The 16644-nt window shown below is 59.5% G+C and carries 30 protein-coding genes; 18 read left to right on the forward strand and 12 right to left on the reverse strand.

Features of this window, described 5'->3' with window-relative positions:
- Positions 1–3 precede the first annotated feature (3 nt).
- The gene (locus I3253_RS18615) at positions 4–453 is read right to left on the reverse strand and encodes a hypothetical protein (RefSeq protein WP_197919323.1); all 450 of its coding nucleotides are present in this window, start codon (positions 451–453) and stop codon (positions 4–6) included.
- A gap of 630 nt (positions 454–1083) precedes the next feature.
- On the opposite strand from I3253_RS18615, the gene I3253_RS18620 reads away from it, so the two are divergent.
- Complete coding sequence (locus I3253_RS18620; protein ID WP_197919324.1) at positions 1084–1725, forward strand: hypothetical protein; 642 nt, start codon at positions 1084–1086, stop codon at positions 1723–1725.
- Positions 1726–1750: 25 nt separating this feature from the next.
- Here I3253_RS18620 and I3253_RS18625 read toward each other — a convergent pair whose 3' ends face one another.
- The 11 genes from I3253_RS18625 to I3253_RS18675 all read right to left on the reverse strand — a co-directional run bounded on the left by I3253_RS18625 (position 1751) and on the right by I3253_RS18675 (position 7980).
- Complete coding sequence (locus tag I3253_RS18625) at positions 1751–2554, reverse strand: hypothetical protein (protein WP_197919325.1); 804 nt, start codon at positions 2552–2554, stop codon at positions 1751–1753.
- Positions 2551–3156: a hypothetical protein gene (locus I3253_RS18630; RefSeq protein ID WP_197919326.1), complete on the reverse strand. Its 606-nt coding sequence runs from the start codon at positions 3154–3156 to the stop codon at positions 2551–2553. The genes I3253_RS18625 and I3253_RS18630 overlap by 4 nt, the downstream gene beginning before the upstream one ends.
- Before the next feature lie 172 nt (positions 3157–3328).
- The gene (locus I3253_RS18635; protein WP_197919327.1) at positions 3329–3973 is read right to left on the reverse strand and encodes a hypothetical protein; all 645 of its coding nucleotides are present in this window, start codon (positions 3971–3973) and stop codon (positions 3329–3331) included.
- A 480-nt stretch (positions 3974–4453) separates the two neighbouring features.
- Positions 4454–4843: a hypothetical protein gene (locus I3253_RS18640; RefSeq protein WP_197919328.1), complete on the reverse strand. Its 390-nt coding sequence runs from the start codon at positions 4841–4843 to the stop codon at positions 4454–4456.
- The gene (locus I3253_RS18645) at positions 4840–5511 is read right to left on the reverse strand and encodes a hypothetical protein (RefSeq protein ID WP_197919329.1); all 672 of its coding nucleotides are present in this window, start codon (positions 5509–5511) and stop codon (positions 4840–4842) included. The genes I3253_RS18640 and I3253_RS18645 overlap by 4 nt, the downstream gene beginning before the upstream one ends.
- Complete coding sequence (locus I3253_RS18650) at positions 5508–6140, reverse strand: hypothetical protein (protein ID WP_197919330.1); 633 nt, start codon at positions 6138–6140, stop codon at positions 5508–5510. The genes I3253_RS18645 and I3253_RS18650 overlap by 4 nt, the downstream gene beginning before the upstream one ends.
- Positions 6140–6406, reverse strand: coding sequence for a hypothetical protein (locus I3253_RS18655; RefSeq protein WP_197919331.1), 267 nt, complete (start codon positions 6404–6406; stop codon positions 6140–6142). The genes I3253_RS18650 and I3253_RS18655 overlap by 1 nt, the downstream gene beginning before the upstream one ends.
- Entirely contained in the window at positions 6393–6734 is a 342-nt protein-coding gene (locus I3253_RS18660; protein ID WP_197919332.1) for a hypothetical protein, read from the reverse strand. The genes I3253_RS18655 and I3253_RS18660 overlap by 14 nt, the downstream gene beginning before the upstream one ends.
- The gene (locus I3253_RS18665) at positions 6731–7255 is read right to left on the reverse strand and encodes a hypothetical protein (RefSeq protein WP_197919333.1); all 525 of its coding nucleotides are present in this window, start codon (positions 7253–7255) and stop codon (positions 6731–6733) included. Before I3253_RS18665 ends, I3253_RS18660 begins: the two co-directional genes overlap by 4 nt.
- The gene (locus I3253_RS18670) at positions 7252–7692 is read right to left on the reverse strand and encodes a hypothetical protein (RefSeq protein WP_197919334.1); all 441 of its coding nucleotides are present in this window, start codon (positions 7690–7692) and stop codon (positions 7252–7254) included. Before I3253_RS18670 ends, I3253_RS18665 begins: the two co-directional genes overlap by 4 nt.
- Before the next feature lie 72 nt (positions 7693–7764).
- Positions 7765–7980 carry a hypothetical protein gene (locus I3253_RS18675; protein ID WP_197919335.1) on the reverse strand — a complete coding sequence of 72 codons (216 nt, stop codon included), beginning with the start codon at positions 7978–7980 and terminating at the stop codon, positions 7765–7767.
- A gap of 87 nt (positions 7981–8067) precedes the next feature.
- Here I3253_RS18675 and I3253_RS18680 point away from each other — a divergent pair, with 87 nt between their 5' ends.
- The 17 genes from I3253_RS18680 (at position 8068) to I3253_RS18760 (ending at position 16571) form a co-directional block, all read left to right on the forward strand.
- Positions 8068–8445, forward strand: a complete 378-nt coding sequence (locus tag I3253_RS18680; protein WP_197919336.1) for a helix-turn-helix transcriptional regulator — start codon at positions 8068–8070, stop codon at positions 8443–8445.
- 172 nt (positions 8446–8617) lie between these two features.
- On the forward strand, positions 8618–9031 hold the full coding sequence (locus tag I3253_RS18685) for a YbjQ family protein (RefSeq protein ID WP_197919337.1): 414 nt from the start codon (positions 8618–8620) through the stop codon (positions 9029–9031).
- Positions 9032–9402: 371 nt separating this feature from the next.
- Positions 9403–9648: a hypothetical protein gene (locus I3253_RS18690; RefSeq protein WP_197919338.1), complete on the forward strand. Its 246-nt coding sequence runs from the start codon at positions 9403–9405 to the stop codon at positions 9646–9648.
- 1 nt (position 9649) lies between these two features.
- Positions 9650–9865: a hypothetical protein gene (locus I3253_RS18695; RefSeq protein WP_127111953.1), complete on the forward strand. Its 216-nt coding sequence runs from the start codon at positions 9650–9652 to the stop codon at positions 9863–9865.
- Entirely contained in the window at positions 9862–10221 is a 360-nt protein-coding gene (locus I3253_RS18700) for a hypothetical protein (protein WP_232272199.1), read from the forward strand. The genes I3253_RS18695 and I3253_RS18700 overlap by 4 nt, the downstream gene beginning before the upstream one ends.
- Positions 10221–10523 carry a hypothetical protein gene (locus I3253_RS18705; protein ID WP_197919339.1) on the forward strand — a complete coding sequence of 101 codons (303 nt, stop codon included), beginning with the start codon at positions 10221–10223 and terminating at the stop codon, positions 10521–10523. The genes I3253_RS18700 and I3253_RS18705 overlap by 1 nt, the downstream gene beginning before the upstream one ends.
- On the forward strand, positions 10520–10795 hold the full coding sequence (locus I3253_RS18710; RefSeq protein WP_197919340.1) for a hypothetical protein: 276 nt from the start codon (positions 10520–10522) through the stop codon (positions 10793–10795). Before I3253_RS18705 ends, I3253_RS18710 begins: the two co-directional genes overlap by 4 nt.
- Positions 10796–10812: 17 nt before the next feature.
- Positions 10813–11232 carry a hypothetical protein gene (locus tag I3253_RS18715; protein ID WP_197919341.1) on the forward strand — a complete coding sequence of 140 codons (420 nt, stop codon included), beginning with the start codon at positions 10813–10815 and terminating at the stop codon, positions 11230–11232.
- Between the two features lie 38 nt (positions 11233–11270).
- Positions 11271–12269 (forward strand): DUF2303 family protein, encoded by a 999-nt coding sequence (locus I3253_RS18720; RefSeq protein ID WP_197919342.1) that lies wholly within the window; start codon positions 11271–11273, stop codon positions 12267–12269.
- Between the two features lie 56 nt (positions 12270–12325).
- A complete protein-coding gene (locus I3253_RS18725; protein WP_197919343.1) occupies positions 12326–12598 on the forward strand; it encodes a hypothetical protein in 273 nt (90 codons plus the stop codon).
- 54 nt (positions 12599–12652) lie between these two features.
- Positions 12653–12907, forward strand: coding sequence for a hypothetical protein (locus I3253_RS18730; RefSeq protein WP_197919344.1), 255 nt, complete (start codon positions 12653–12655; stop codon positions 12905–12907).
- Positions 12900–13142 (forward strand): hypothetical protein, encoded by a 243-nt coding sequence (locus I3253_RS18735; RefSeq protein WP_197919345.1) that lies wholly within the window; start codon positions 12900–12902, stop codon positions 13140–13142. The genes I3253_RS18730 and I3253_RS18735 overlap by 8 nt, the downstream gene beginning before the upstream one ends.
- A complete protein-coding gene (locus I3253_RS18740; RefSeq protein ID WP_232272200.1) occupies positions 13139–13621 on the forward strand; it encodes a hypothetical protein in 483 nt (160 codons plus the stop codon). The genes I3253_RS18735 and I3253_RS18740 overlap by 4 nt, the downstream gene beginning before the upstream one ends.
- On the forward strand, positions 13621–14526 hold the full coding sequence (locus I3253_RS18745; RefSeq protein ID WP_197919346.1) for a phage Gp37/Gp68 family protein: 906 nt from the start codon (positions 13621–13623) through the stop codon (positions 14524–14526). The genes I3253_RS18740 and I3253_RS18745 overlap by 1 nt, the downstream gene beginning before the upstream one ends.
- Positions 14523–14870 carry a DUF4326 domain-containing protein gene (locus I3253_RS18750; protein ID WP_197919347.1) on the forward strand — a complete coding sequence of 116 codons (348 nt, stop codon included), beginning with the start codon at positions 14523–14525 and terminating at the stop codon, positions 14868–14870. The genes I3253_RS18745 and I3253_RS18750 overlap by 4 nt, the downstream gene beginning before the upstream one ends.
- A complete protein-coding gene (locus tag I3253_RS18755) occupies positions 14870–15283 on the forward strand; it encodes a hypothetical protein (RefSeq protein ID WP_197919348.1) in 414 nt (137 codons plus the stop codon). Before I3253_RS18750 ends, I3253_RS18755 begins: the two co-directional genes overlap by 1 nt.
- 205 nt (positions 15284–15488) lie before the next feature.
- Complete coding sequence (locus tag I3253_RS18760) at positions 15489–16571, forward strand: tyrosine-type recombinase/integrase (protein ID WP_197919349.1); 1083 nt, start codon at positions 15489–15491, stop codon at positions 16569–16571.
- Positions 16572–16644: the final 73 nt, after the last annotated feature.

A 16644-nucleotide genomic window follows, 5' to 3' on the forward strand; every position in this document is an offset into this window, starting at 1 on the left:
GGATCAGCCGCGATCCTTTTTCGCCATCGGCCTGAACGGCATAACCTTACCGCCGCCGCCACCTTCCGGTGGCTGTTCATCAAGCAGGTCCATGAAAGACGTCTGCGAAGACAAACCATTCTTGGCCCGCGCATAGGGCGTCGCCAACAGCTCGCGCTCCAAAGTCAGCAGCTTGTTCTCGTGAAAGGCTCGGCTCTGCTCTTTCCCAGACAAGTAGTGGCTGTCCGTCGCCTGGAACTGTTCATCTGCAATTTCGGCAGACAACCGATGATAGGCCGCGCGATGCACCGCGTAGCGCACAACGAGACCAAAGACCGCTTCATCCAGAACCCGATCGCGACGAAGAACCGACAGCAGGCTTTCACCATGCTTTCGCTCTTCCGCTTCGAAGTGCTCTGGCCATCCACCCAGAAGGGTGACCAGCCGTTCCATGCTTGATGCCGAAGCAGTCATGAGACCCCCCCCTTAAACTTTCACGCGAAAAAATCCAGTTGTAGTTGCCGGTCCCATGCGGTCAGGCTGTGGACTTTTGATCCCCCCTACCTGCGCGCCGTTCTGCCCGCTGCTTCTTGATGTCATGGCAAGGCTTGCACAGCGACTGCAACTCCCCGAACCAGAACAGGCCATGGTCGCCATTGTGCGGAATCACGTGGTCCGCGATGGCCGCCATCTGCTTTGAATCTTCTGGACACAGCGCACACAACGGCTCAGCGGCAAGCTGTCGCGCGCGCCGCCCACCGGGACCGCACCAAGCCTTGCGCTTGTACCATTTGCGATAGGGCTTGGCCGCGCGCTTCGCATCCGCTGGCCGGTCCCTGTCCCTCTTATTCTGTGCCGCGTGGGCTTCGCAGTGTGCTGATCCGAGATCAACCAGCCGCGAACAGCCCGGATGCGCACATGGCTTCTTAGGCAACGCGCACCCGACCTGCCACACATACCAAGCTTTCCTCGGTCCGTTGCATCACAGCCCCCGAATTACGAACAGCACAATAGCAAAAGCGCCCGCCGGTTTCCCGTGGGCGCTTTTGTTGATGATGCACATTTGGTACATGCGTGGCGTACTAACCGTCAAGGAGTTTTTCGTTGCCACCCAATTTGGAAGAAATCCAGTTCAACTTCCGCCGCGCCAAAGAAGCCTTGGACAAAATGACACAAGCGCAAACCGGCCAGGATTTGCGAGACGCTTGGGAAGACTTCCTGATCTTCTACGCAAGAACGATGGGCAAACTCATCTCCGCTGGAAAGAATGCATCAGAATCGAAGCCTTGGGCCTATCGCTTATTGGCAAAATCGGTGAAAGACGATCCCGGCCTATTCTACCTACGGGAAGCCCGCAACGTGGCGGAACACGGACTGACGCCATTTGCAGACTTCCGGGAGCCACACGTCAATGTTGGTGGAATTCTTGTTGCCGAATGCCCGGTGGAAAACGTTACCATTTTTCCTAACGGCGTGAATAGTAAGCTGGACAGATCCGGCGCACTGACGCTGTCGGCGTCTGGCGGAAAAGTGACTAATACCAACAAACCGAAATCGCCTCTGATCAAAGAAGTCCCGGCGTCGCTGAACCTGAAGAGCGTGACGAACGAAGATAACGGGAAAACGGCCGATGTTCCGAAGAGCCTGAATGGCGTGCACCTGAAGGACGACGCACCCAGGACACTCGCACAGGCAGGGATAGAAGCGATGGAAGGGTTTATAGCGGAATATCAGGGTCATTTTTGACGCTCAACCCACGCAATCCATATCGCTACTTATCAAAACGGGCCACGCTGATACCACCCGCGCGCGCAGGACCGATCATTCGATCCAAAGCCTCTCCAAGGGCGATCCGCAATGCTGCGATGTGCTTGGCCTGTGCGCCCTCACCGCTCCGAACCCACCCATGCGTCCGCAGAACATCCGTGATCGTTCCATCCTCCAGACAAACGATGTCGACCAGCCGCCGATCCATAATGGTGACGCGCGATCCTCGACCCGATGGCCGGATGCGCCGAACCACCATGGCCGACCCGCTGCCGATGCGCTTGCGCAGCACACCGATGCGCTCCCGGTCGCGCAGCACCGCATCCATGAAATCACTACCGCTTCCCGCGCTGCGCTGGGACAGGCTTTCCAACGACGAACACTTCACACCAGCGCTCTCGTGCTTCTCGACAAGATCCCGGTAGAACCGACCCATTGCCACCTGTGCCGGGGTGAACGGCTCTTGAAACACGGGCTTATTCTTGCCCTCCTGTTCCGCACGACGTACCGCGCGGGTATGCGCCGCCCGCGCTCGCTCGGACATCAGGTCAAAGCTATCGGCCCGCTGCAACGTCTTGCGCCCCATGTGGCCCGTGCGCTGACGCACAAAACCGCCGGTGTCCGTCTGAACCATCGACCGGCCCTCGAACATCCGTACCGGCCCGCGCGCAGGCGCTTGGGGAATGTCCGGACCAACGTCCCGCGGAACAAAGCCCATACCTCGAACCGCATCCAACCGCGCGGCCTCTTCTGCCTGACGCTCGGCCCGCGCTTCCATGCGCGCCCAAACTTCTTCGATGCTGCTCATGCCACGTCCCCCTTGCCCATCTCCGCGATCCGCTCGCATTCCGCGATCCGAACCCGCCGCCGTTGCCGAAACTGGTGTTCTTCCTGACTGACCTCATCTTCGCGCCCCTCGCTCAACCGCATTTCGATATCGTCAAGCCGCCGCATCGGGTCATAGGCGTTTTTCTTGATCTGACTGATCGCATAGGAACTTGGCCATTGCCGCCCACCTTCGGGACGAGACCGCAGCCAGTAAAGCAGCTCCGGTGCCCAACCCTCTCGGATCGCGCGCTGTCCAAGTTCGGCCGAGAAGATTGCCCGCAATAGCGGCGAGGCATCACCGGTCTGACGCGGCGGCGCAATGCGCCTGGACTGTTCGATGATCTTCGCCGCGATCGGCACCCGGTCCCGTTGCGGTCCACCCGCATTCGCGGCGGCCCAATCCCGCAACGCCTCAAGATGATCTGCGTCCTTGCCCGCCAACAACTGGCACAACGTGCGCACCATGGCCTCATAGCCCGCTTTGTTCACAGTCGTCGGGCGTCCCAACCCGAGGTTTTCCAACGGTTCGATCAACAGCTTCTTGACCCGCTTTTCACCGTCTGCCTGATCTTTCGCTTCCATCGCCCTCACCCTTTTCTCAGCAATTCCGACTTATCCACAGGCACCACCACCGGTAGTGACGCGACAACGTAATTTTCCTTCTATTTTCATTGTCTTTATCCTTCTCGATGTGGACACTAATTTAATGTCCGTGACTGTCCGTTAGTGTCTGTCCGACATTGACCGACACTGATTATCGCTTGTCTGGGAACCCTCCCTCGCGCCCCTTGCTCACACAGGCTTGGATCGCGAAATGCAGGTCTTCACCGGTGCGCCGCTCGCCACCACGCGCCTCGATCCGCTCCTGAATCGTGTTGTCAATGAAACGGATTTTGCGCGGGTCGCTGGCTATGTCCGGCGCAAGCTGCATGACGTCATCAGTCAACCGCTTCAACCGCCGCGCCTGCGAAGCCGCCTCGACACGCGCGGTGTGATTGGCACGGCTGGCAAAAGCCATCAGCACAATGCGCGTCACCACAGGATGCATCATGCGAATGTCATCGCCAGAGCGACACAGAACCCAACCGTGAAGCGGCCCATACTCCAAACCGCACAACGCATCGAAATGGTCGCGATCGACTATAGGCTGGATCATCCGCGACAACCGCTTATGATCTTTTGGCAGGGTGCCAACCGGTGTTTCAAGGTAGGAAAGATTGACCAGTTCGAACCACATGGACTTGCATTCATGGGTTCCATTCCAGCGCATGTCGGACGCCAACCAACGCCCGAACTCCCATCGCAGGAATTCATGACTGTCAAGCCGCGCATCTGGGTCAATGGGATACTCTGGCAACTGGTCCGTATCCACCGGGCCAACGGAGCGCAGCGCAGTCATGTCTCTCTCCAATCCTCAGAGTCATCGACAGGCCACAAGAACCCAGATCCTTCACACTCTTCGCAGTCTTCATCGCCGTAGCCGCAGATACAGTCACCCGGCCAACAGTTACAGGGGATGTAGCCCCAACCGTGGCAGACCCCGCATTTTTTCGGCTTGTCATGTGCCGCCTGCATCACCGCCCCCTTTGCTTGAAGCAGCGGTCACACCGATCACCGTCAGAATATCGGTTTTGAACCCAATCATGGCCGCGCCACCAACACCCGGCCTTGGCCCTGAACAGAAAATTCCGCCATGCCACCCAAAGCCAGGCATCATCGTTCCAATGCCAGTAGCGCCCCGGCCCGGCACCCACGCAGATTTCATAGCGAAGAGGATTCAAGACTTCCCGCCAAGTGATGTATCGGCGGGGAACATCAGCATGCTGGATGTGCCAAATCTGCAGCCACTTTCGGTCCAAGACCAAGTGCTCTGGACAATTCATGATTTACCCCTTTCCAAAGCCCGCGCTTGCCGATCCGCCAACCAGGCGGACTGCACATGCGTCACGTGTCGACGCGCCGCGCGGGTCAGATCGCGGATACCCGCGTCATGCTGATTATACTTGCCCATCCGCCAGACCAGCGCCGACAGAGCCATGCGATGTCCCCACTTGCGCAGCTCCGCCGTGCCAACCCGCTCACAGGCGGTGCTGCAGTAAATCTGCCAGGCGCGGCGCGGCTGGAACACAGCACCGCAGGACGGATTGAAACAAACGCCGCCCTGCCACGGGCTGGACACCGCCAGCTCCTGATGCGCGAAAGACCGGAAGTCTTCCGGCTCACTATGCCGTGCCACGGCATTTGCAGGCTTGAGGTGCTCAAGGGTCATAGCGCCAAAGCCTCCTGATGGGCGCTTACAGGCGCTTCTGCGGGATAGTCTTCACCCCGCTCCAAGCGCGCGCGGCACTGCGGCACCCAAAACAACTCTGTTGTGCCAGACAGGTGCCACCGCTCATGCAGCCACACGATCCAGCAATAGGCCGTTGCCGTGCTTCCATCCTTCGAAAGCCGCCCCTTGTGCATCACGACACGTTCAGAAAACTGGAGAACAAAAGCGGGCGGACGCTGCGAGAACAGTCTCTGGTGCCGCCCCACGCCCTCAAGGAACGCACTGCGCAGGATAAAGGCACAGCCCTCACGGCTGGTGCGCAGCGCGCGGCCAATGAACTCTTCTGCCAAGCGGAAAGGCGGGTTTGTGATTGTCCAATCAACCGGATCTGGATCCGGCCCGAACAAGTAATCCTGAACGGGATACCCAGCCCCGTAATCGTGAACGTCGGATGCTTCGACGCGATCGAAGAATTCCGACAGCGGTCTAACCATGTGCCCGCGATTTGCCGCTGGTTCCCTCGCCACACCGCCGGGCATGAAACCCATGCTGTCCAGAAACTCCAACAGAGCGCGCGTGGCCCATGGTGGCGTCGGGAAATCGTCCAAGCTCTTGCGCGGTTCAGCGCGCTGCTGCATCACGGCAGAGGATGTGTTCTGACCAGTCATGCCGCGCCCCCAACATGCTTGCCCTGCGCGACATAGGTCATCGCCGCCGCCAGAATGCGTTCACGCCCACGGCGCGACCCACGCTTCACCGCCTTGGCGATATACTCTTCATCCTTGAACCCCAAGGCACGGCTGGCCGCGCGCATCGACGGAAAGGTCAGCCCGCCGATGGTAAAGGGCTTTGACTTCCACGGATTATAGACCGCAGGCCGGGCAACCCGGTCAGGATCGCCATCACAGATCGCGGAATAGACCGTGCCGGGCTGCACCCCAAAATGCGCCGCAGCTGCGTTCACGTCATCGAAATCCTTGCCTGCGATGCGCACCCGCATCGGCTCAGGGCCGACACGCCCAGTGCCAACACGATGCAAGGTGCCGTTGCGATAAGCGGCGCGCACCGTGTTCGGATGAACGCCAAGCGCCTTTCCGGCGGCACAGAAACTGGGATAGGTCACGCCACGAATGGTGACAGGACGCAGCGCCGGGCGGGTACCCAGACCATCCAGCCGCCCTTTGCGCACAGCCATGCGCACCTGACCTGCCGTCACGCCAAGCGCTGCCGCAGCGGCATTCGCATCAGGGTAGACCACCCCGCGAATTTCGATGTTCTGATAAACCCGTTTGCCCATCACGCCACCCCCTGCAAAGCCAGATGATGGCGAACGCCCCACAGAACCCATGCGCCATCGACGCCAGCCAAGGCGCAGGCCATGAAGAAATCACGGGTGCCAAACCATCGGCGCGCGGCGGATATTTCGGCGGGCCGATCAGCCATCTTGGGCGAAACGGCCAGCTGGAATTGCTCTTCGACCACCGCACACCACAGCGCCCGGCAGGCGCGCGGGTCGATGTCTTGTTCTTCGATCTGGTTGCGGTCCATATCAGCGAAGATCATTCGGCACCCCCAACTGCATGGTTCCTTTGCCCTCGCGCCGAATGACCATGCCTTCGCGGAAGACGGTGATCGGCAGACCGATCTGGCAATCGAACAGGACAAACAGAAACCGGCCATCAGCCAAGCGACAGACGAAAACACGCCGCCCCTTGCGGTTCACGCGGGCGACGGGGCGCAGCAGTTTCCAGTCCTGCGCATGCAGCGCATAGGCCAGCGCGCGCCATAAGGTCAGAGCATCCAGCCCCCCCCCGAAGCGCTGCTCCAGCCGTTCGGCAAAATGATTGAAGATCCGACGCTGGCTTTCAGCATTGGCGGTGATCGCATTCATAGCGCACCCCCTTCATATGCCCGGCATTCGGAATCCCAGAACAGGCCCGCGACCGCTTCACCGCAGCCCAACTGCGCAGCTTCACCCAGACACCAGTCCTGAACTTCGGGCCATCCGTTGCGCCGCGCCTCTTGCGGTGCGCGAAGCTGGACAAACAGAACCGCGTCAATGCGGTCGATCAGCTTCAGGCAACGCTGTTCAAATTCACTCAGATCGCAGGCCAGACCCATGCGGGTCAGCACGTCGCCTTCCAAAGACGCATGATCTGCAACCAAACCGCCACCCACAGCCTTGAAGGGCTGCGACAGATCACCGACCACGAATTCAGCAGCGTCATGCGTCACAGCCGCCCGCAACAACGCCAGCGAATGGTTAGGAAACAGAACGATGACCAGCATCGCGCACCGGCCCTGATGCGCGCAGTTGAAATCATCCGCGCCGGACAAAGCCGCATTCATATGCCAGCGACGGGCAAAGCCCGATGCCCACAGATGTAATGGTCGGCTTAGTCCTGACATCATCCCTGCGCCTCCGCTGCATCAATGATGTCAGTCAGCACCTGACGCGCGGCGCGCATATGGGCGATGACTTCGGCGCGCTCTTCTGCGGTCAGGGCCTCACCGCCGGGGCTTAGGTGCGAAAACGCCCGGATCAGCGCCGAATGCGCCTGACCGCTGGCCACCGTGCTTTGCGCCGCCAGTTCCTTCAGACATCCGGCGCGCACACCTTCGCGGCCCGTGCGCTCGAACATTCGATTGGTCAGAGGGAAAGCCCCAACGAAGTCTTCGACTGCGATTGCCGCATCGACCGTCACGCCGATCTGGCCGGAACACATCTTGCTGACCGTGCCCTTGCAGCCGACGCCATAGCGGGCTTCCAGAACCGCCGCGACCGCCTCGACACCGCCAGCGCGGCGAACAAGACCATCGAAAATGCCGCGTGTTACCGGATCAGCCATTGGAAACCTCGTTTCCTTTGCTGATCACGCACTGGGCGCGACAATCGGGATATGAGACAGCAAGCCAAACCATCATTCCGCCGCCACCTGATCTGTTCCCGCAGGCGCAGGGTTGTCGGCCATGTATTGGCGGATTTTGTTGGCGTCCCGGTTCAGCGCATCCAAGCGGCGCTGGTGTCGCGCCAAATAGCGGCTGTCATTCAGCGCCCGAACACAAACCGTCGACGGCTTCAGGCCCGTCGCGCGGCAGTAGTCTTCAAGTTCTTCAAGGATCGTTTCATGGGTCATGCGCCAAGTTTATTGTGTAATTATCCAATTTCGTCAATGGGCAAATGCACATTTGCCGTTGGACTATTGCCCAAGTAGTTTACGGACATGCAGAAAACCTTCAGCGAAGCCTTCAACGAACACCTTGAAAAGACCGGCGCGCGGGTCACCGACATCGCCAACAAGTCCGGCGTCAAAAAGGATTCACTCTACGCGCTCAAGCGCGGCACTACCCGCAACATGGGGGTAGATGATGCCATTCGGGTTGCCGCAGCCTTTGGCGAAACCGTTGAAGAGTTTATGGGGCTTTCCCCTGCGCAGGTCCGCGACCAGCTTGCGGAACAGATCGCCCGGCTGACACCGCAAGAGCAAGCGATACTGGAAGCGTCCCTAGCTGCAATTCTCTCTCAGCGCGCCGATGACGGTCAGGCAGCGCCGCAAGGTGTAGCGACAGCAAAATCGCCTGCCGATCCGAAAGGCGACTAATCAATGCGCTGTTGCTGAAACCTTTGCGAGAATCTACCATAACCAGAACATTACCAGAACAAATACAAGAGGCAAACAGATGTCTGCATGCCATGGATGCTACAAGCAATTTAGCTTTTCAGACTTAAATTCAAATGGTTACTGCAAGACATGTGCGGAAGAACGCGCGCGGATGAAAGAACGCCTCACCGCCGGGATGCCGCAGGAAGAGCCAAAACCGAAGCGCCCTGCACCGATGACGCGCCATGAACGTCGCTCCAAAATGGTGATGACAACTGAAGCGGCTCTAGACATTCCGATCACGCAAAGGCTTGGCATCGTCACCGCTGAAGCTGTTGTCGGCATGAACATCATCAAAGACATGATGCTAGAAGTCCGCGACCTAGTAGGCGGTCGAAGCAAGACCCAACAGAACGCCATGCGCGACATCAAGGAAGAACTGTTCGACCGCCTACGGGATGATGCAGCCCAGTTGAATGCAGACATGGTTGTCGGTGTGGATCTTCGATTTTCGGATTTTGGCAGCAGAGGGAACGCCATTCTGGCAACCGCCATCGGCACAGCCGTGCAAGTCCAGAAGGATTGAAAATCCGAATCCAAGAAGCTGAATGCTTGCAGTACTCACCGGCTCATATTGGATAATTACACAATTTTCGATTGACATTGGATAATTACACAATCTAGTTTCGGCCTCACCTAGTCGGAGGCCAACATGCGTTTTCATACCCCCAGCACACCACAGCGACAGACAGACGCCCTGTCAGTGGTCAGCAACCCCAAGCCACACCACCGCCCCAGCCTGCGTCTGCTGGCATGGGCCACACTGAAAGCCGAACGCGGGCAGACCGTCTGCCAACGCCGCCTTCAGGTGCAAACCTGCCCGCCCTGCAATCATGATTGTAATCAAGGCCGCGACTGCCCCGCACGGACGCGCAACCAGCAAGCGCAGGTGGCGTGATGAACGGAATGGATCGCGCCCTTAAACTGCTTGCCGCCGCCGAAGGCACCAGCGCCGCCACAACCGACATGATCGAATGCGCGCGCGGCAACGCAGACTTGAAGCACCCAGACAACATCAGCGCGGGCGATACCCTTGATCAACTGGCCGACAGCTTGCGCCTGTTGATCGAGTGCTTGCCCGATCTGAATGAAGCCACCGCCCAACTGCAAGGCGCGGTGATCCGTTACCTTGAGGCGACTTGATATGGCCGATCTGCCCCAATTCGCCCGCTTCTGGATGGTGTGCCGCAAACCCACTGGCCCGCAATCCAAGACCGAACCGCGCGCCCGCTATTCATCCTTCGATGAAGCACTGGCCGCAGCCCAGAAACTCGCCAAGGAAAACGACGCCCAGTTCCACGTTCTTGAAACCGTGGCAACGGCGCGCCCCGGCGATGCCATGCAGGAGTCGCTGCTATGACCACCCATCTGCTGAATGACCGCCTGACCGCCTTTCTGTTGAACCTCGAATGCCTCGACATGGCAGGCCAGAAAGATGCGTTCATGAATGAAGTCATGGAATGCGGCGGCAGCTATGTGCCGCCCGCTGATGCGGCGCAGTCCAGTCACCTGTTCGAAATCGCCCTGCATGGCGTGAACGCCTATGGTGGGTCAGAGGAAGAGGCGATCCGCAACTGGACCAAAGCCGCCAAGGCGGTTGCGCCGCTGGCCGAAGATGACGGTTTCATCACCGTGCATCCGCCTTTCCCGAAACCGCGCAACCACGGCGAAGAAATTGCCAACGCCCGCGCGGCGGCTGGCCAAGGGGCGCGCTGATGGCCGCGCGCCACGACATCACCACAACCGGCAATCGCCTGTTTGCCGGTCACTGGGCCGGGCGCGGTCTGCTCGACGTGCCCGGCCTTCTTTCCCTGTTCCGTCGCGGGCGTCAGGGGACCGCCTCAGCCGGGGCGCGCGCTGTATCTGCCATCACTCACGATAACCAGCGGCGCGCGCCCAAATTGGTGGTGGACAACACCCCGACATTTCACTGCCCCCTGTGGCCGCAATGCGGATGCCCCGGCGGCACCATGCGCCCGGAATGCCCCGGCCTGAAAGCCCGGATAGGTGCAAAATGAACGCGCCCGTTCGACAACGCTTTGACGACATGGACCCAGCCCAACAGGCAGGCATCCTGTGCAATGACCCGCGCTTCCAGCGGTTCGCCGCCAGCCGCTGCGGCATGCAAGGCGAACAGTTCAGCGCAAGCGCCGCCGCGCAATACCTGCGCGACTGCTGCCAGATCGACAGCCGCAAGCAACTGACCACCAGCGAAGCGGCCCAACAGAAGTTCCAGATCCTGCGCACCGAATTCGACGCATGGACCGGCAAAATCGCAACCCCACGATAGAAAGGACCAGCCCAGTGATGGCCAAGAAAAAGCAACCCGCAGAAGAAACCCAGATCGAAGAACACGATCCGTTCGCCATTCGTGGCGTCGAACAGCTGCTGACCCTCTTTGATGGCGGCGAATTCCTCGCCCAGTTCATCGCGGACCACCGCGACCTGCTGCAGCAGATGCAGGACCACAATGAAGAGTATGGGCACAAAGGCGCGAAAGGCTCTTTCACCCTGAATGTGTCCTATGAACTGGGCGGCGCAGGTGATCTGGGCATGCGCGCGCAGGCCGATTTCAAAGGGCCGAAGAAACCCGCCAGCCAAGCCGCCGCCTATGTCGACGGTCAGGGGCAAATGACCCTCTACAGCCCGATGATGAAGCGCATGCACAGCGGTGTGCGCGATGTCACCCCGCATGACCCGGAAACCGGCGAAGTGCGCGACGTTTAACCCCGAAAAGCCAACCATAAACCCAAAAGGAACTGACCATGTCATACAAGACAGACACCGCCGCCCTGCGGCACAAAAACCCGGCAGAAACCATGCGCGATGTGATGGCGGACCTGATGCATCACACCATTGTGGATGCCGACCCCGAATGGAACCCAAGCGCCGCCGACCTGATCACAGTGCCCGAAAAACGCAAGGTGGTCGATGTCTCGACATACCGCCGCGATGCGCTGGAATTCATGAAGCCCGCCCGGCGCAAAGGCACCGCCCGCTTTGCCGATCTGCAAAGCATCATCGCATGGGCCAATCGCTTCAAAGGCGAAACATCAGCCCTGTTCGCCAATCCCGACATGGAAGCGCCGACGCTGACCTGCATTGCGGACTATCACGCCGCTGGCGCGGTCGACGTGACCACCGCCAAAGGCGATGCCAGCGCGCGCCATTGCCACCACCGGGCCATCTATGACTTCCCGCTGTCGGAAGAGTGGAAAGCATGGATGGGCGTGTCCGGCGAACCGCTCAAGAAAGACAATCTGGGCGAATTCATCGAAGCGCAGGCCAAAGACATCATGGACCCGTCGCCCGCCATCCTGAAGGGTGGTGTCAGCGACAAGAACCAGCCATGGGAAAACCGCCTGATCGAAACCGCCCAGAAGATCGAAGGGCGCTATGGCCAACTGACCCAGCTGCTGGCGATGTCCAAACAGTTTCAGGTGCATGAAACCAGCAACCTAACCGTGAAGACCAACCGGGACAGCGGCGAACAGGAAATCCAGTTTGTCAATGAACACAAAGCCCCGGACGGCAAGCCGCTGCAGATCCCGAACCTGATTATCATCGCCATCCCCGTCTTCATGGGCGGCGCGCCTTACCGGATGCCCGTGCGCTTCCGCTATCGCAAACTGGGCGGCGAAGTGCGGTTCATCCTGTCGATCTACAATCCAGAAAAGGCGTTCGAAGCCGCCTTTAAGGAAGCGGTCGAAGCGGCAACCACCGAAACCGACCTGCCTACATTCATGGGCACCCCCGAAGCCTAAGAAGTGCGCCCCGCACTGCGGGGCCATCACCTTCACCGAAAACCTGAAAGCAGATCATGACAAACACTGACCAAATCGAACTGGGCGACGAAGTAAAAGACATCGTGTCTGGCTTCACCGGAATCGCCACCGCCCGCACTGAATTTTTGAATGGATGTTTGAGAATTTCCATCGCCCCACCCGTCGACAAGGAAGGCAAGCCCGTCGAGGACAGGTGGTTTGACCAGGAACAGATCGAAGTCATCCAGCGCGGCAAGGTGAGGCCCAAACCCGCTTTGCCCAAGGCCCGCACGACAGGCGGCGAACGCCCCGATCACCCGCCACGCTGATTTCTCTTTCTGGCCCTTGGCAACAGGGGCCAGCGACGGAAACCAGGAGATGCAATGCCGATCTACCCTGACAAATCTGAACCGTTCAACTGCGCCATTTGCCATCGCGCACAACCCCCACGCTGGGAAAGCCCGCAGCTTACGGCTCGCGCGCCGCTGTGCTGGCACTGCGAACAGGACTTCGGAACTGGGCCCTATGGCGATGCCAACCCAGACCGGCGCGTCATCAAGCAAATGAGCGCGCTGATTTCCGCAATCGAAATAGATGCTTACCGCATCAAAATCGGGGAAGGACCGCTCTATGGCTGAACGCGACTATGTTTCAACGCCTGTGTCTGATGAGCTCAGCCTGAAGGACACCATTGCCGGTCTCTCTCAGGACTTGAAGGATCTGCGCGCGGGTAAAATCAGCCCCGCCGAAGCCCACGCGCGCGCGGCACTTGCCAAACAAATCTGGAACGGCGCGCGCATTTATTTGCAGGCCATCAAAACAATTCAGCAGGACGCAAAACCTGTCAACGGCATCGAGAAGGAAAAGAAATGACCAAACGACTGATTACCGCAGCCCGTCAGGTGCCTTATTCGTCCATCGTGGGTGGGAGTATCATGCTGATAGGGGGAACCGGAGCCTGCATCGCGCAGCTTTCCATCATGGGTGTCGACAAGGACCGCTCCGATGCCATTTCGGACGAGCTGATGACGCGTCTTCTGGCCACAAGCGACAGCCCGGCGGCGAAAGATGTTCTGGAAGAGCGGGCGCGGCAGCAAACGGTGGAAGGCTGGACCGAAGAACACGACGATGAGCATGACGATGGGGAAATGGCCAAAGCAGCTGCGTGCTACGCTTGGATCGCTGCGCAAAGCCCGTCCCTGCGCAGGATTTTCAGCAGTCCTCCGCCCACATGGCCCTCTGAATGGGACGTGAATTGGTGGAAGCCCACCACGCCGCGCCGCGACTTAGTCAAAGCCGCCGCGCTGATCCTAGCAGAGATTGAGCGGATCGACCGGGCGGAGGATCGCTAATGGCCAAAACCACGAAAATCGAATGGACGGACTTCACGGTCAATTTCTGGGAAGGGTGCCAGAAGGTCGGGCCGGGATGCGACCACTGCTATGCAGAGGCGCGAGACATCCGGTTCACTGGCGGGTCGCATTGGGGGCCGGGTGCGCCGCGCCGCAAGGTGAAGGGCGGCGTGGCTAAGCTGCGCAAGATCAACCGCGATGCGGAAAAGTTTCGCGCCGAAAACGGCCATTGGCCGCGCGTGTTCTGTTCCAGCCTTTCGGACGTGTTCGACAACGCCGTTGACCCTACTTGGCGGCGGGAAGCTTTTGCCGAAATTGATAACGCGCCGAATACGCGCGTCCAGATGTTGACCAAGCGCGTCGGCAATGTGTTCCAGATGGTCCCGCCGCGATGGATCGAAAAGGGCTGGCCCCAGCACGTTGGCCTCATGATCACGGTCGTCAATCAGGAGGAAGCCGACCGTGACGTTCCCAAGCTTCTGGACCTCAAGGGCAAACTTGGCATTCCGTGGCTCGGGCTGAGCATCGAGCCTTTGCTGGGACCGGTGAAGATTTCACCCTATATGGCGACGGGATGGGATGGCGATATTCGAAACGCCAAGCCAGCACCTCGCCTCGACTGGATTATCGTCGGCGGCGAGAGCGGGCCGAACGCCCGCCCGATGCACCCTGACTGGGCGCGCAGCCTGCGGGATCAGTGTGTCGCCGCCGGGGTGGCGTATTTCATGAAGCAATGGGGGGAGTGGACGCCGGGATACGCTGATCACGGGAATGACCTTGAATATGGTCTTATTTGCGACGCCCAGCAGTACGAATGGCCCGAAGGGTATGCCAGTTTCCGCGTTGGCAAGAAAGCTGCCGGTCGCCTTTTGGATGGCCGAGAATGGAACGAGGTGCCGGAATGACCCGCCCCAAACGCATCCAGCGCCGCCGCACCAAGGGCTGGATGATGCCCGAAAACACGGTGTCCGTGTGCAGACCGGGCGTTTTCGGCAACCCCTTCACCGTCGCGTCCGCCAGAGGCGCTGGCTACAAAAACCCGGAAGAAGTGGCCGTGCGCGCATTCCGCGACTGGCTCAACGGCATCCCCTGGGCGTGCGGTTGCTTGGACACGATGGAAACCCAGCGCGCCCGGATCCTCGCCCGCCTCCCAGAGCTGCGCGGCAAAGACCTCGCCTGCTGGTGCTCACCAGATCAACCCTGCCACGCGGACGTTCTGCTCGAAATGGCCAACAGGGAGGACGGGTAATGGACTTCAAGATACCTGCCGAAACTTCCGCAGAAATTCATATCCAAGATATGCTGGTGGAATTCTTGCGCGCAATATCAGCGCAGGACATGCAAGGCCGGGCCGGAAAAATCGCCTACCATTACTGGAAGGCGATACACAGCCTTGTTGAGATGGAGCATGATCAAAGAGACTCTCTCGTGTGCAGAGTCTTTGAGCGCACGCTCGACGCCGCAAGAGGCGACAGGACTGGCGCGGGGTATGGGTTCGATCAAAAAAAAGAGCTCCTCATTCTCTCTGCCGCCAAGATCTATGCAGAACGGATTTCCGAAGTGGCTGTACAGGAAACCCGCGCCAATTCTCAATTCTCAGAGAGGTTCCACGCATGTAAGCGCGCGCTCTATGACGAGCGGAAGAAACATAGGGGCTTCTGAAAATGACCATTGTCCCGACAGGATCTGCGTTTCTGGACCAGGGCCGCACCCCGAAAGAGTGGTGCGCCCTCATGGCCGAGCGCGGGATAAATGTCGGGGAAAGAAACCTGCGCGAAAAAGCCCGCGCGCTTGGCGCTTGCCAGATCATCGGAAACGCCATGATAATCACCCCGGCCCAAATGGACCGAATCTGGGAGGAAAGCCTATGCCCCTCGAACCGTACCTGCGCGGGCGCAAATGGTGGGTCAGAGGCACCGTCGACTACAACGGCAGCCCGATTACAGCCTACTACCGGCGCAGCACTGGAACACTTACAGAAGAGGCTGCGCGGGAATGGGTCGCGGCGGAAACGGACCGGCAAAGGCGTCGTTACCTCATTGGAGAAGAAACGAGCGAACTGACATTTGCCGAGGCCGTGACGCTCTACCCGGCCAAGCCGAAGGATGCCGGATATCTCATTCCTCTGGTCAAAGAGATCGGCGAGAGAACCGTCTCCAGCCTCACCCCGAAAGAGATCCGCGCCCTTGGGCCAAAGCTCTACCCGAAACTCTCGACAGACACATGGCAGCGATACGTGGTCACGCCGGTCAAGGCCGTGATCCTGAACGCGCATGAAGAAGGACTGTGCCCGCCGATCCGGATCAAATCCTATTCCAAGAAGGAGCGGATTGAGCAGGACGAGCGGCGAGGCAAACAGAGCCGCGCAGTCAAATCGCCATTTACGAGGAAATGGGTCGATGCCTTTGCAGCCGAGGCAGACATATATAATGCCGCCATGGTCCGGTTCATTTTCGAGACCGCAGCCCGGATCGATCAGGTCGTGTCCCTCGAACCCAACCACCTGGACCTTATGAACCACCGGGTTCTGTTAAAGGCCCAGAAGGGCCACCCCGAGCAATGGGTGAAGATCTCCACCGCGATGGTGGTGACGCTGGCCAATCTGCCACCACGTCAGCCCAAAAACCGCCGTACTGGCGTCAGAGGCAAGCCGAGGGTCTTTGGCTATGCCGGCCGCAGCGGGATGCTCAAAGCCTGGAAAACGATCTGCAAGAACGCCGGGATCGAGTACCTGTCACCCCATTCCGGGCGCCACGGGTTTTACACCGAGCTGCGCGTCAATCAGGGCGTCGATCCGGTCACGGCCGCCAAAATGGGGAGGTGGTCAAACCATGCCCTGCCCGACAAAACCTATGCCCACACAGACGCGGAAGAGGCCGAGATCCGGGAACGGTTTCGTACAATCCCCGTACAACCGGAAACACCGAAAAAGGCCAAGGGACGGAAATAACAGCGAGATATGGAATATGTGCGCACCCTTGGTAAGGGTGAGGTCGGGAGTTCAATCCTCCCCAGCAGCACCA

Source organism: Thiosulfatihalobacter marinus (assembly GCF_016019955.1).
Classification (GTDB): Bacteria; Pseudomonadota; Alphaproteobacteria; order Rhodobacterales; family Rhodobacteraceae; genus Shimia; species Shimia marinus_A.